The sequence below is a fragment of the Streptomyces sp. NPDC093544 genome (assembly GCF_040683495.1).
Classification (GTDB): Bacteria; Actinomycetota; Actinomycetes; order Streptomycetales; family Streptomycetaceae; genus Streptomyces.
In genome coordinates, this window is record NZ_JBFBEA010000004.1 from 290,434 (window position 1) to 304,685 (window position 14,252).

The window sequence follows — 14,252 nt, forward strand, 5'->3', positions numbered from 1 at the left end:
TGTTCAGGTCACGGTGACGCCGCTGCGGGGGGAAGTACCTGCGCGATTTGTTACGACGGGGGAATCGCGTCAGGCACTGCGGGGGGTGGCTGAGATGGTCTGTACGTCCGGGATTTCCTCCGGCTCGACCAGCTGGTGGTCACGCTGGTCCAGGTTCACAAAGATCATTCCGTACCGAATGGCGCACCGTACTGGCTGCGGCGCCCCCCGAGGACGTCGCAGACACCGGTACGCCCGCAGATCCTCGTCGTCGTCCCGGGTGACGACGACCGGCTCTCCGAATACCGTCACCATCAACGAGTCACCACTGTGGGGGATGGCGGTGACCAGATCGATGAAGTGCCAGCCGGAGCGGTACGCGGTTGCCATTTCTCTGCGGAAGGAACGGTCGTCAGGAGGAGTCGTCATAAGTCAGCCCCAACTGCTGTCATCCGCGACGTCCGGAGACACCGGACCCGAGGCTTCGGAAGTCTGGCCTGCGGTCGCCGGCACCAACGGACCCCAGCTACTGTCCGCCAGGTCGTTACTCTTCGCACCGACAAGGCCACTCAGCGCCCCGAAGGCCACTGCGGCGGAAAAGGCGGCGACAAGCATCGACCGAAGCATTTTCCTACGCATAATCGGCTTCGTCCTCACTTGAAGGTCTCCTCTTCCCCCGTCGAGTAAGACGATGGCTCATTCGGGCACGTGGTGGCCACACATTCGATGCATCATGTTCCTGCACGTTCAGGACCCTGGGGGGTGGAGATTTGGTAACAAAAAGAACTAATGGGACACATCCCCATGCGGTGACCGAACTATGCCAGGAAGGCGGCCGCCTATATGCGGACGCTCTCCGCTCGGGACGCATCGCACGCGCGGATGTCGAGTCTGTTCCCTGCTTGATGGAGTTCGGCCTCCTTCATCCAGATCCTGACGACGCGAACTGGCTACGCCCAGTGCCCCCGTCGGTCGCTCTCGCTCAGCGACTCAACCCCATAGAGAGTGAGATCACGGAGCGCAGGCGGATGTCGATCGAACTGGCAGATGCTTTCGAGCCGTTCATGACCTTGAGCGCCCAGGTGACGGCGAGTAGCCATTCGATCACGGTGCTGGAGGGCTTCGACCGGATCAACGGAGCACTCGACCTGGCCACGGCCCAGTGCCAGAACGAGATGCTGACGGTCCAGCCTGGTGGTCGTCGGCTTGAGCACACCCTCGTCCAGGGGTTGGAACGCGACAGGCCGTTGACCGAACGAGGCGTGACCATTCGGACGCTCTACCAGCACACGGCCAGGTACAGCCCCGAGACGCAGGCCTACGTAGACCAGTTCTCCAACGGCAAGGTGGAGTACCGCACCATCGACGAGTTGGTCGAGCGGCTGATCATCTGCGACGAGACGGTCGCCTTCATCCCCACCCGCGACGACCGGCAGGTCGCCCTGGAACTGCGCCACCCCGGCCTCGTCCGCTACCTGGTCAAGGTCTTCGAGTTCATGTGGGGCCGCGCGGTCCCGCTGAACGCGGGCGCCCCCTATGAAACCGCCCCCGACGGCATCACCGACATCCAACACTCCATCGCGAAGCTCCTGATAGAGGGCCACGTCGACGAGGCCATAGCTCGCCGTCTCGGCATGAACGTCCGCACCTGCCGTGCCCACATAGCCAAACTGGCCACGGCTCTCGGCAGCGGCAGCCGGGCACAGCTCGGCTTTCTCATAGCGCAGTCGGGAATCCTGGACCAGGATCACTGAATGTCCAGGGAAGAGAGCCGCACGTGACCACCGGGGCGCACGGACACAGAGCCGACGAGCTGTGCGAGGCAGGCCTGGATCTGTACGCCCGTGCGTTGCGCGAAGGCCATGTTCCCCGGGAGGACGCGGACGCCGCCCCCTGCCTGATCAACTCCGGCCTGCTCCAGCCGGATCTCGAAGACATCCGCCGGCTGCGACCCGTAGCCCCCGCCATAGCCCTTCCCCGGCTACTGCACGCCACTGCCGAGGACATCGCCCAGCAGCGACAGCGTGAAGCCCGCCTGGTGGAAGCCTTCGAACCACTCATAGCCCTGCACGCAGCACAGGCAACGCCCACGGACGCACCCGCGAACACCGTGCTGATCGACATCGAGCGGATCAACGCCGCGATCGCCAGAGCCATGGCCGCCTCCTCGCACGAGGTACTCGCGATCCAGCCCGGCGGAAAACGTCCCGTTCCCGTCCTGGCAGCGGCGTTCCTGCAGGAGCAGGAGATGCTCTCGCGAAGTTGCCGTATGCGCACCCTCTACCAGCACACCTCACGCCACGACCCGGCGGTCCTCGCCCACTACGAGCACCTGAAGGGCGATGTCGAGGTCCGCACGCTCGACGAAGTCACCGAGCGGCTGATCATCGTCGACCGCAGCGTCGCCTTCATCCCCGCGAACACCGACCGCACGATGGCCGTCGAGGTCCGCAATCCCGCCATGGTCGCCTACCTCGCCACCACCTTCGACCGCCTCTGGCGGCTGGCCACCCCCATGTACCCCCAGGCAGCCCAGCAGCCCTCCCTGAACGGCATAACCCCCCGCCAACACGCCATCGCAAGCCTCCTCACGGAGGGCCTCACAGACGCCGCCATAGCCGAACGCCTCGGCCTCAACATCCGCACCGCCCGGGTCCACATCGCCAAACTCGCCGCCACCCTCGGCAGCGAGAGCCGGGCCCAGCTCGGCTACCTCATCGCCGAGTCAGGAATCCTCAAGCAGGAGGAACGGCAGGGCCGGGAACCGTAGGCACGCCGGGGGCCGTGGCCGTTTCGAGTTCTGGGGAGCGTGGAGGGTCGTCCAGGCCCGCCTGGGCGATGCGGACCCCCAGTTGGGTGCGGCTCGCCGCGCCCAGGGTCTCCGAGAGGCGGGCGATGTGTGCCCGGCAGGTGCGGACGCTGATGCCGAGGCGTTCCGCGACCACCGCGTCCTGGTGGCCCTCGGCCAGGAGGGCGGCGATGGACCGTTCCCGGTGTGTGATGCCCTCGATGCCCGTCGAGGGGAGCGTGGAGGCGATCGGGATGGCCAGGCGCCACAGGCGCTCGAAGACCGTCACCAGATAGTCGACCAGGGCCGGGTGGCGCAGCTCCAGCGCTATCGTGCGGTCCGAGTTCGCGGGGATGAAGGCGACCGTGCGGTCGAAGAGGATGAGACGTTCCACGACCTCGTCGAGCGTGCGGGCCTCGGCCGCCTCGCCCATCAACTCCATGTAGTTCAACAGGCCCTGGCCATGCCTGGCCACATGCGTGTACAGGTCGCGCATACGGACGCCGCGGCGGCGCAGGCCCAGGGCGCGGTGCAGGCCCTCGGAGAGTTCGTCCTCGCGGCGGATGCCGCCCGGCTGGACGGTGAGCACCTCGGACGTACACGCCTCGGTCGCCGCGTCCATGGCCGCCCGGATACGGGGCAGTCCGTCGAGGACGCGGATCGCCGCGCCCTCCGCCGGCGCCTGGACGCGCCCGCCGAGCCCGGCGTACCACTCGAACGCGGACACCGCCTCGCCCACCCGCGCCTGGCTCGCGCTGACTTCCGCGTACACCCCTCGCAGGAGCCGCGTCATGACCTCCTGCGGCGAGGTCGGCACCAGCCAGCCCATGTCGTCGGGGTCGGGGTGCAGCAGCGCGAGCTCCACCAGGCAGGGCACCGCCTCCGCGTCCTCGCGGGGCACACGTCCGCGCCGCACGGCCCGGGAGTACACCCGGTCCCCTGCCACGCACAGCTGGTCAGCGCCGTGCGGATGCCTGTCCGTCTCTTGCCCGGCCATCTCCCCACTCCTGCCCGGCCATCTCCCGCGCCCGCCCGGCCTCTCCCATTCCCGCCCGGCCCGTTCCGCCGTCGGCTCCTGCGTGTTCACGCTTCCGCGTCATCCCCGTGGTCGGCGACTTTCGCGACGCCCGAGTGTTCCGCGCTTCCGCGACTTCCGCAGCGCAACTATGCGCGGCCACGTCCACCATCGCAACACTGCTGCGCCGCCACGCCGCCCACTATCATCCGTATACGTCCGTAAATATCCCCACCTCCGCGCGGGCCCTTGCAACAAGCTGCGGTGGCGACTCCCATCCGTCGGCCCCGACGGCTCCGACGCCTACGACGGCTCCGTCCCGTACATCGTGGTGGCGCGTCCTCCCTGCGCCATGGCGGCCCGAGCGGCCCTGGCCGGATTCCCCCCTGCGGCCGGGCCACGCGTCGCGCGCCGGAAAACCCGCCGGAAATCCGCGACACACCACGTGAGCTGCCGGAAATAACCGAGTGATCAGCGTGTTACGTACCGCACTTAACGTCAGTCCATGGCGGACATATTTGACGCGTACGCGTTGGCCGACGCGTGGGACGAGATGTTTGAGCGGCCTGGTGTGGTCAGGACCGCCTATGAGCCGGTGCTGGCCGCGTTGCAGCCGATCGAGCCGGTTGAACTGCGGTTCAGAGCCGACCAGATGGCACGGGCGTTCACCGACCGGGGTGTCACCTACGCCTTCGCGGGCGAGGAGCGGCCCTGGCCGCTGGATCTCGTGCCGCGCATCCTCGACGCACTCGAATGGGACCTCATCCAGCGCGGAGTGGCCCAGCGGGTCAGAGCTCTTGAGGCGTATCTCAGTGACGCGTACGGGCCCTGCCGTGCCTTCGAGGACGGCGTCGTGCCCTGGCGGCTGCTGCTCAATTCGCCGCATTTCCACAGAGCCGCGCACGGGATCGAGCCACCGGGCGGGGTACGGATTCACGTCGCCGGGATCGATCTCGTGCGGGACGAGGCAGGCGAGTTCCGGGTACTGGAAGACAACGTTCGCGTACCGTCCGGCGTTTCGTACGTCATCGAGAACCGGCGCGCGATGACCCGGATCTTCCCGTCCCTCTTCGCCGAGCAGCATGTGGTGCCGGTGGACGGGTACGCGCAGAAGCTGCTGGCCGCGCTGCGGGCGGCCGCTCCCGACGGGGTGACCGACCCCCGGGTCGTCGTCCTCACCCCCGGCCCCAGCAACGCCGCCTACTTCGAACACGCCCTGCTGGCACGGCTGATGGGCGTGCAGCTGGTCGAGGGGCACGACCTGGTCTGCCGCAACAACCGCGTGTGGATGCGTACCACTCGCGGCGAAGTGCCCGTCCATGTCGTATACCGGCGGCTCGACGACGACTTCCTCGATCCACTGCAGTTCCGGCCCGACTCGGTGATCGGCTGCCCGGGGATCATGAACGCCGCACAGGCGGGCACGGTGACCCTCGCGAACGCGGTCGGCAACGGCATCGCCGACGACAAGCTGCTCTACACGTACGTCCCGGACCTGATCCGCTACTACCTCTCCGAGGAACCGATTCTCCCCAACGTCGAGTCCTTCCGGCCTGACGAGCCTGGCCAGTTGGACGCCGTCCTCGACCAGATCGACCAGCTGGTCATCAAGCCCGTGGACGGCGCCGGCGGCATGGGGATCGTCATCGGACCGAAGGCAGACCGGGAGACCCTGGAGCGTACGCGCGCGGCCGTCGCCGCTGATCCGCGCGGCTGGATCGCCCAGCGGCCGGTAGCCCTGTCCACGTCTCCCACCCTCGCGGGTGACCGGATGGCGCCGCGCCACATTGACCTGCGCCCGTTCGCCGTCAACGACGGCAGCGATGTGTGGGTGCTGCCCGGCGGGCTCACCCGGGTCGCCCTCCAGGAGGGCAACCTCATCGTCAACTCCAGCCAGGGCGGCGGTTCCAAGGACACCTGGGTACTGGCCGAGGGGCCCGCCGATCAGCCCACGCCTGAGATCAACAGCTCCGTGCCTGACGTCGTCCCCCGCCAGCTCGGCCCCGACGGCGACCGCAACGCCGTACAGGAAGGGGCACAGCAGCAGTGACCGCTTCTCTGGTTCCCAAGGCCCAGGAGGTACGACCGTGAACGACGTGATCCTCTCCCGGATAGCCGAAGCCCTGATCTGGACCGGACGGTACGTGGAGCGGGCGGACGCCACCGGCCGCATCCTCGACGCCTATCTGCACCGGCTCCTGGAAGACCCCTGGCGCGACGAGGACGTGGCCTGCCGGTCGCTGTACGCGATCCTCGGCGTCGACGCGGGCGACGAACGCGTGGACATGCAGCAGGTGTTGGACCAGCTGGCCTTCGACGCCCGTTCCACCTGCGCCATCGAGGGCGCGATCGGAGCCGCCCGGCTGAACGCGCGCAGCGCCCGCGAGGCGGTCTCCTCCGAGATGTGGGAGTGCCTCAACTCCACCTGGCACGCGCTCGCCGACCAGCGGCTGGCTTCTCGGCGGACGGGCCCGTACGCCTATTTGGAGCTCGTACGCCGCCGGGCCGCCCTCTTCTTCGGGCTCGCCGACTCGACGATGAGCCGGGACGACAGCTGGCGGTTCGTGGTCCTCGGGCGGAGCCTGGAGCGGGTCGACATGACCGTACGGCTGCTGTCCGTACGGGTGTTGGACGCCGCCCATGCTCCCGACTGGCCGACACTGCTCAGTGCGAGCGGCGCCGACGAGGCGTATGCCCGTGTCTACGGCGGTTTCGGCGACACCCCGCGCGTGGCTGAATTCCTCCTGATGGACCGGGACTTCCCGCGCTCGGCGCTGCACGCGCTGACCACGGCGGAGGAGTGCCTGGCGGCCCTTGGACGGCCCAGACAGGACCCGGCGCGCCGCCCGATAGGGCGTATGCGGACCCGCCTCGAATACCTGGATCTGTCCGCGCTGGAGGAGCAACTCCCGTTGTTGCTGCGGGATTTGCAGCAGGCATGCATGGCGTCCGCCGAAGCGGTGGCGGAGAAGTTCTTCCCGAACCAGGGGCCCGTCGAGTGGGCTCAGGAAGGAGCGTGACCATGACCGGGAACACGCAGGCGCCGACCCGTCGGCTCCGGATCCGGCACATCACCCATGTCTCGTACGCGCAGGCCGTGGTCTCCTCGCACAACGAGGTACGGATGACCCCGCTGACGCTCCCCGGCCAGACCACCCTGGACGCCCGGGTGACGGTGAGCCCCTCCACCGCCACCTGGTCCTACTGGGACTACTGGGGCACCCAGGTCACCGGCTTCGACCTCACGGAGCCCCACGCGAATCTGACCATCACGGCGTCGAGCCTGGTGGAGACGGCACCGCCGGACCCGCAGGCCCCCGCACCCACCTGGGCGGAGATAGCCGAACTCACCACCAACTCCCGCCTGTTGGAGTTCGCGGCACCGACCGGCCGTACGATCGTCTCGCCCGAGCTGGTGGAACGGGCGCGCGCGGTCGCCGCCGGCCTCGACCCGCACGAGACCGCCGTCGCCGTCTCGTCCCTGGTCACCGAGCAGGTCTCGTACATCCCCGGCGCCACGGGCGTGAACACCAGCGCCATGGAGGCCTGGGAACAGGGTGCGGGCGTCTGCCAGGACATCACTCACCTCACCGCGGCCCTCCTCCGCGGCCTCGGCCTGCCCACCCGCTATGTCTCCGGCTACCTCCACCCCGAGCGCGACGCCGAACTCCACCGCCCGGTCGCCGGCCAGAGCCACGCCTGGGTCGAGTACTGGGCGGGCGACTGGAACGGCTACGACCCCACCAACAGCACCCGCGCCGCCGAGACCCACGTGGTGGTGGGCCGAGGACGCGACTACGACGACGTGACACCGCACAAGGGGGTGTACCGGGGGGTGGCAGGGGGGCCGCCCGAGGTGACGGTGGAGTTCACGCGGGTGGCTTGAACTCATCGGAGTACGGGAGGAAGGGGCACGCCGAGTTCCCGGGGGCCGTAGATCGCGTGGTCGGCGCCGGTGGTGAGGGCCCAGTAGCGGTCGCCGTACGACCAGTGCCACCACTCCGTGGGGTAGTTGACCAGACCTGCCGCCGTCAGCGCGTCGCCGAGCAGACGCCGGTTGGCGCGTGCCCGTGGGCCGATGCCGCTCGCGCCCGTGTAGCAGGCGCCGTCGCTCTCCTCCGGGTTCGCGTTCACCGGTGTCCCCATGTCGAGTTCCTGGCCGTCGGCGTCGACGAGGGTGAGGTCGACGGCGGCGCCCGCGCTGTGCGGGGCGATCTCCGGAGGGGACACGTACCGGCTGGCCGCGCTCCGGATGCGCTCGGCGTCCCAGCCGGGATTACTCGCCCGCAGTTCACCGGCGTACCGCTCGAAGTACTCCTGCTGCAACGCGGGCGGCCGGTACCCCTCGACGAACAGCAGCCGCACACCACGGGGGAGCAGGGCCCTGGCCTTCACGAGCCTGCTCAGCACGCCTGCCCGCAGATGCGCGAAAGCTCCCGAGTCGTCCCACCTGCGGGCATCGACAGGAAACAACTCCCTCTCCCGCACGTCGAGAAGGAGTTCCCCACAGTCCACAACGGGTATCGCGGCGATCTTCGGATCTGACATCAACACGATCTCGGTCATGAGCGGATCAGATCATGCCGCACGGTCACCCGATCCGGTGAGGGCGGAACGATCAGTCGGCCTCGCCCTCCCCCAGCTCGAACCACACCCCCTTCGCGAACCGCCCCGCCCGGTCGACTGCCACGCCCCACAGGTCCGCCACCTCCGCGACGAGGGCGAGCCCGCGGCCCCAGCACGCGGTCGCCTCGGCGGGCGGAGCGACCGGTGGGTCATGGCTCTCGTCGTACACGCTCACCCTGATTCGCACCGGCGTGAGCTGGACGCGGAGCATGGCGGTGCCCTTGGTGTGCAGATGGACGTTGGTGACCAGCTCCGAGGTGCAGAGGGTCGCCGGCATGACCAGGGGCTCACGGTCGAGCGTGAGGAGGACACCGCGTACGAAGTCCCGGCAGACCTTGGGGGCGGTGGCGTCTCCGACAGAACCATCCACCTCCGGGAGAGCGACGAGCCCCGCACCATACTCGCCACCACCCCCCACGGCCTCGCCACCCTCCTGAGGCACATCAAGTCCACCTGATCCACAGCTTTCAGGAGGCCTGACCATGTCCGAGCCCACCTGGCAGAAGTCGACGTTCAGCGGCGGCCCGCAGGGCGAGTGCCTGTTCATCGCCACCGCCCCCGACAGAACGATCCGCCTACGCGAAAGCGACGACCCCCGTACGGTGATCGTCACCGGCCCGGAGGGGCTCGCCGCTCTGCTGGGTCACGTCAAGGGACCGAAGGGACCGCGGACTACTTCAGGTCGATCGCGTCGCACGCCGACTTGTAGTCGGCCGTGCAGATTTCCTTGACCTTGTAGATGCCGTCCGAGATGACCGTGTCCGCGATGTTGTCGCGGGTGAGAGCGACCACCGGGACGAGCGCGGCCAGGATGTTCTTGTCCGTGGGGCTGTCGACCTTGTCGCTGGCCAGGGCGTCGAACTCGATCGTGCGGCCCTGGACCCTCGCCACGGCCATCTCGGCGGCGACGCTGGCCTCCTGCGGGTACGACTTGTAGACACTCATGAACTGGTCGCCCTTGACGATGCGCTGCACTGCGGCGAGCTCCGCGTCCTGCCCGGTGACCGGCGGAACCGTGCTGACGCCCATGGTCTTCAGGACGTCGATGACCGCGCCCGCGATGCCGTCGTTGGCGGCGTACACGCCGGCGATGTTGTCGAGGCCGACGGCCGCGACAGCCTTCTCCATGTTCTTCTTGGCCTCGGACGGAAGCCAGTCCTTGGTGTCGTACGTCTTGGCGATGTTGACCTTGTCGTTGAACTCGACCATGGCGCCCGCCTTGAACTGCGCCGCGTTCGGGTCGGTCACCGAGCCGTTCATCATGATGATCTTCTTGCTGGCGGAGTCGTCGCCCAGCTTGCCGATGAGGGCCTTGCCCTGCACCTCGCCGACGAGTTCGTTGTCGAAGGAGACATACGCGTCGATCGGCCCCTCGGCCAGCCTGTCGTACGCGATGACGGGGATGCCCGCGTCCTTGGCCTTCTGCACACCGCTCGCGATGGCCTTGGAGTCAACGGCGTCCACGAGGAGCACGTCGACCTTGTCGTCGACCATCTTGTCGAGCTGGGTGGCCTGCTTCTTGGCGTCCGCCCCGGCGTTGGCGTAGACCACCGTGCCCTTGTTGTTGGTGAGCTTCGCCACCTCGGACTTGATGATGGGGTAGTCGAACTTCTCGTAACGCGTGTTCTCCGTCTCCGGGAGGAGCAGACCCACCGTGAGGTCGTCGCCCTTGGTGGGGCTGGCCTCGGTGTCGCTGCCGCCGATCCCGTCCACGACCCCGCAGCCGACCAGGGAGACGGCCATCGCGGACGAACTCAGGGCTATGACGGCCCGACGCCGACGGGTGTTACGAGTGTTCACATCAGGTGCCTTCCGGGCGAGGTTGCAGCATTGCGACCCAGGTGGCTGAAAGCCAACGCGGCGATGACCTCAGCGTCAAGGACCAACCACTTAACGAGATGGCAACGGCATGCTGTGTTCCCCAAGTGAACACGATGGGAAGAGGGCGCGCCTCCACTTCCATAAATCCTCACTGATTCACACGCCTCACTCATTTCACAAGCTCCCCAGCACGCGCGTACAACCCCTGCCGCCGACCAGGTGTCTTGAAGTCGACCAAGCACACCACCTCACGCAACAGGGGAAGCATGCGCCCAGCCAGACATAGCGGAGCGGCACTCGCCGTGACGCTGGCGACAGCCGCCACCGGCAGCCTGCTCACCATGGCCGCCACCCCGGCGTCCGCCGCGACCGCCTGCGCCTCCCCCGTCTACAAGCGGCAGTTCTTCGCAAACACCACTTTCTCGGGCACTCCGAAGAAAACGGACTGCGACTCCGCGATCGACCAGAGTTGGGGCTCCGGCACCCCCGCCTCCGGACTCCCGAAGGACAACTTCGGAGTCCGCTGGACCGTCACCCGCGACTTCGGCTCCGGTGGCCCCTTCGCCCTCCCGGTCGCCACGCAGGACGGCATCCGGGTGTACCTCGACGGGACGCGCAAGGTCGACATCTGGAAGAACGTGTCGTCGACGGTGAAGAAGACCGTCAACATCACCGTCCCCGCCGGGAAACACACCCTGCGAGTGGACTACGTCAACTGGACGGGAACGGCCAACGTCAAGTTCGCCTACACCCCGCGCACCTCGACCACAGTCGACAAGGTCAAGCCCCTCACTCCGACGGGCACCGCCGTCACGTACGACACAGCCACCGGCAAGGCCAAGCTGACCTGGTCCAAGAACAAGGAGCTGGACCTCGCGGGCTACCGCGTCCACCGGCGCCTCAAGGGCAGCTCCACCTGGACAGAACTGTCCACGACCACCGCCACCTCGTACACCAACACCCCACCGACGACCGGGGACACGTACTACTACGAGGTCCGCGCCTACGACAAGGCCGGGAACGAGTCGGCGGGGAGCACCGACCGAGGCGTGACCACGCTGGACCGGACGCCGACCGCCGCGCCCACCGGCCCGCACGCGAGCGTGGCCACCAACTCTGTGAACCTGAGCTGGGACACGGTCGACGGCGCCGAAAGCTACCGCCTCTACCGGGCGACCGCGCCGCTGGGACCCTTCCAACGGATCGCCGGCTCCGTCTCCGGTATCTCGTACCGGGACACCTCCGCCGACATCCACACACGCCTGTACTACCGGGTCACGACCCTGGACGCGGCCGGCAACGAGTCCGGCCCGTCCGCGACCGCCGACACCGGCGAACCGGACACCACCGCGCCCGGCCAGGTCACCGGCCTGACCGCGGAGGGCACCACGGCGGGCAACGCACTGCGCTGGACGGCCCCTTCGGACGATGTCGAGCGCTACGAGATCTGGGCCGCGCCCAAGGGGCAGCCAGACCTCGACGGCCCTGACACGGTCCTCGGCACCTCCTTCAACGACGCGCGGGCGACCGCGGGCACCGCCGTCACGTACACGATCCTGGCGATCGACGCCTACGGGAACACCTCCCCTGCGTCCGAGGCGGTGAGCGCGACCCGGCCCGCCCCCGGCGACTCGGCGGAGGCCACCACCGTGACGGTCACGCCGCGCGACAGCGGCACCCAGCTCGCCTGGGACCACGCCATGGACGGGGCGGTGCACGGCACCCGGATCTACCGCCGTACGGACACCTCCGCGGCCTGGGACCAGGTCGGCTCAACCACCTCGTACCTCTTCATGGACACGGAAGCCCAGGCAGGGCGCGCGTACTACTACGTGGTCATGCTCGACGCGCAGGGCCGGGAGTCCGGGCCCTCCGACATCGTCACGGTGGACCGGCTCACCCCGGCGACCGGCACCGCGGCACTGCCGCCGGTCCTCACGCTCTCGGCGCCGTACACGGAGTGCACGGCCAACGACTGCGTGGGACGCGGTGGGATCGGCCAGGCCGTCACCGTGACGATGTCCCGTTCCGCGGGAGACGACCGCGTCGTCGGCGGGTACCGGTGGCAGGTCGTCGGCGGAATGAGCCAAACAGGGACCACGGTGACCACGGACGACACCTTCACCTATACGCCGACCGCCATCGGAACCCACGTCGTCAAGGTGGCCACCATGGACGTGTACGGCCGCTTCGGCGACTGGGCCAACCTGACGTTCAAGGTCGGCTGAGCTCGGAAGTCCGCCCCCGGCGACGCCTGGGTGGCCCTGCCTCCCAAGCCGTGCAGGGAAGCCCGGCGGACAACGAAGGGGCCCGGAGGTTCAACCTCCGGGCCCCTTCACACTGTCGGTCACTCAGGCTGCCGCTTCGGCAGCTACTCGGGCTGCCGCTTCGGCCGCCACACCACCAACGCGCTCGTCTGCTGGACCTCCTGGTACGGGACCAGGTCGCGGCGGTAGGAGGCGTGGACGGCCGCCTCGCGCTGCTGCATCGCGGCTGCCGCGCCGTCCACCGCCGCCTGGAGTTCGGCGGCGCGCTGCTGGAGCGCGGCGACCTGGTTCTCCAGCTCGATGATGCGCTTGATGCCGGCGAGGTTGATGCCCTCGTCCTGCGACAACTGCTGGACGGTGCGCAGCAGTTCGATGTCACGGGCCGAGTAGCGCCGGCCCCGGCCGGCGGTGCGGTCGGGGGAGACGAGGCCGAGGCGGTCGTACTGACGCAGGGTCTGCGGGTGCAGGCCGGAGAGCTGGGCCGCCACCGAGATGACGTAGACCGGCGTCTCCTCGGTCAGTTCGTACGGGTTGCGTCGACGGCCGGGTACGTCCATGGCGTCCTCATGCTCCCTTCGCGGCCTGGAACAGCTCCGCCCGCGGGTCCTCACCCGCGGTCGCCTCGCGATACGCCTCCAGGGCGTCACGAGCCTTGTCCGTCAGGTCCGTGGGGACCGCCACCTCGACGGTGACCAGCAGGTCGCCGCGGGTGCCGTCCTTACGGACCGCGCCCTTGCCGCGGGCGCGCATGGTGCGGCCGTTCGGCGTGCCCGGCGGCAGCTTCAGGGTCACCGCGGGACCGCTCAGGGTGGGCACCTTGACCTCGCCGCCGAGGGCCGCCTCCGCGAAGGTGACGGGAACGGTGACGGTGAGGTTGTCGCCCTTGCGGCCGAAGACCGGGTGGGCGTCGACATGCACCGTGACGTACAGGTCGCCCGCCGGGCCGCCCCGTTCGCCGGGGGCACCCTTGCCGCGCAGGCGGATGCGCTGGTTGTCGCTGACGCCGGCCGGGATACGGACCTGCATCGTGCGCGAGGACTTGGCGCGGCCACTGCCGCTGCAGACCTCGCAAGGGGTCTCCGCGATCAGACCGCGGCCCTTGCAGTCGGGGCAGGGGTCGGTCAGGGAGAACCCGCCGCCGGAGCCCCGCGCGACCTGGCCGGTGCCGACGCACGTCGGGCACACGCGAGGTGTGCCGTTCGCGTCGCCGGTGCCCGAACAGGCCTTGCAGGGCGCCTGCGAGGTCATCCGCAGCGGAACCGTCGCGCCGTCCACCGCCTCGGTGAAGCTGAGCGTCACCTCGGTGTCGATGTCCTGGCCGCGCCGGGGCTGCGTACGGGTGCCGGTGGTGGTGCCGCCGCGGTTGAACAACCCGCCGAACACGTCACCGATCCCGCCGCCGAAGCCGCCGCCCTGCGCTCCGCCGCCCTGGGGGCCGCCTCCGAAGAGGTCACCCAGGTCGAAGTTGAAGTTGCCGCCGCCACCGGCGCCGGGGCCCGGACGGAAGCCGCCGTTGCCGAAGAGGGCGCGCGCCTCGTCGTACTCCTTGCGCTTCTTGGGGTCCCCGAGGATGTCGTTCGCCTCGGAGATCTCCTTGAAGCGGTCCTCCGCCTTGGCGTTGCCCTTGTTGGCGTCCGGGTGGAACTCGCGGGCGAGCTTCCGGTACGCCTTCTTGATCTCGGCCTCGGTGGCGTCCTTGGGGACGCCGAGGACCTTGTAGTAGTCCTTCTCGATGAAGTCCTTGGTGCTCATCCTC

The 14,252-nt window shown here is 68.7% G+C and carries 14 protein-coding genes; 7 read left to right on the plus strand and 7 right to left on the minus strand.

What is annotated here, in order from left to right; genetic code table 11:
- Positions 1-69: 69 nt before the first annotated feature.
- Positions 70-408, minus strand: a complete 339-nt coding sequence (locus AB0N66_RS07550; RefSeq protein ID WP_365429986.1) for a hypothetical protein — start codon at positions 406-408, stop codon at positions 70-72.
- Between the two features lie 341 nt (positions 409-749).
- On the opposite strand from AB0N66_RS07550, the gene AB0N66_RS07555 reads away from it, so the two are divergent.
- On the plus strand, positions 750-1,733 hold the full coding sequence (locus AB0N66_RS07555; protein WP_365429988.1) for a helix-turn-helix transcriptional regulator: 984 nt from the start codon (positions 750-752) through the stop codon (positions 1,731-1,733).
- 23 nt (positions 1,734-1,756) lie between these two features.
- The gene (locus tag AB0N66_RS07560; RefSeq protein WP_365429990.1) at positions 1,757-2,749 is read left to right on the plus strand and encodes a helix-turn-helix transcriptional regulator; all 993 of its coding nucleotides are present in this window, start codon (positions 1,757-1,759) and stop codon (positions 2,747-2,749) included.
- On the opposite strand, the gene AB0N66_RS07565 is transcribed toward AB0N66_RS07560, so the two are convergent.
- A complete protein-coding gene (locus AB0N66_RS07565) occupies positions 2,715-3,764 on the minus strand; it encodes a helix-turn-helix transcriptional regulator (protein ID WP_365429992.1) in 1,050 nt (349 codons plus the stop codon). The genes AB0N66_RS07560 and AB0N66_RS07565 overlap by 35 nt on opposite strands.
- Positions 3,765-4,287: 523 nt before the next feature.
- Between AB0N66_RS07565 and AB0N66_RS07570 the strand changes: the two genes are divergently transcribed.
- From AB0N66_RS07570 to AB0N66_RS07580, 3 genes are read left to right on the plus strand one after another with little or no spacing between them, the layout of a single operon-like run.
- Positions 4,288-5,832, plus strand: coding sequence for a circularly permuted type 2 ATP-grasp protein (locus AB0N66_RS07570; protein ID WP_365429994.1), 1,545 nt, complete (start codon positions 4,288-4,290; stop codon positions 5,830-5,832).
- A 37-nt stretch (positions 5,833-5,869) separates the two neighbouring features.
- Positions 5,870-6,802 carry an alpha-E domain-containing protein gene (locus AB0N66_RS07575; protein WP_365429996.1) on the plus strand — a complete coding sequence of 311 codons (933 nt, stop codon included), beginning with the start codon at positions 5,870-5,872 and terminating at the stop codon, positions 6,800-6,802.
- Positions 6,803-6,804: 2 nt separating this feature from the next.
- Complete coding sequence (locus tag AB0N66_RS07580) at positions 6,805-7,668, plus strand: transglutaminase family protein (RefSeq protein ID WP_365429998.1); 864 nt, start codon at positions 6,805-6,807, stop codon at positions 7,666-7,668.
- Between the two features lie 2 nt (positions 7,669-7,670).
- Here AB0N66_RS07580 and AB0N66_RS07585 read toward each other — a convergent pair whose 3' ends face one another.
- Positions 7,671-8,348, minus strand: coding sequence for a M15 family metallopeptidase (locus AB0N66_RS07585; RefSeq protein ID WP_365430000.1), 678 nt, complete (start codon positions 8,346-8,348; stop codon positions 7,671-7,673).
- A 52-nt stretch (positions 8,349-8,400) separates the two neighbouring features.
- A complete protein-coding gene (locus tag AB0N66_RS07590; protein WP_365430002.1) occupies positions 8,401-8,778 on the minus strand; it encodes an ATP-binding protein in 378 nt (125 codons plus the stop codon).
- Positions 8,779-8,890: 112 nt separating this feature from the next.
- Between AB0N66_RS07590 and AB0N66_RS07595 the strand changes: the two genes are divergently transcribed.
- On the plus strand, positions 8,891-9,139 hold the full coding sequence (locus AB0N66_RS07595; protein WP_365430004.1) for a DUF397 domain-containing protein: 249 nt from the start codon (positions 8,891-8,893) through the stop codon (positions 9,137-9,139).
- On the opposite strand, the gene AB0N66_RS07600 is transcribed toward AB0N66_RS07595, so the two are convergent.
- Complete coding sequence (locus tag AB0N66_RS07600; RefSeq protein ID WP_365430006.1) at positions 9,081-10,208, minus strand: substrate-binding domain-containing protein; 1,128 nt, start codon at positions 10,206-10,208, stop codon at positions 9,081-9,083. The genes AB0N66_RS07595 and AB0N66_RS07600 overlap by 59 nt on opposite strands.
- 323 nt (positions 10,209-10,531) lie before the next feature.
- Here AB0N66_RS07600 and AB0N66_RS07605 point away from each other — a divergent pair, with 323 nt between their 5' ends.
- Positions 10,532-12,457, plus strand: coding sequence for a PA14 domain-containing protein (locus AB0N66_RS07605; RefSeq protein ID WP_365430008.1), 1,926 nt, complete (start codon positions 10,532-10,534; stop codon positions 12,455-12,457).
- Between the two features lie 143 nt (positions 12,458-12,600).
- On the opposite strand, the gene AB0N66_RS07610 is transcribed toward AB0N66_RS07605, so the two are convergent.
- Positions 12,601-13,053, minus strand: a complete 453-nt coding sequence (locus AB0N66_RS07610; protein WP_365430010.1) for a helix-turn-helix domain-containing protein — start codon at positions 13,051-13,053, stop codon at positions 12,601-12,603.
- Between the two features lie 7 nt (positions 13,054-13,060).
- The gene (gene dnaJ, locus AB0N66_RS07615; protein ID WP_365430012.1) at positions 13,061-14,248 is read right to left on the minus strand and encodes a molecular chaperone DnaJ; all 1,188 of its coding nucleotides are present in this window, start codon (positions 14,246-14,248) and stop codon (positions 13,061-13,063) included.
- Positions 14,249-14,252: the final 4 nt, after the last annotated feature.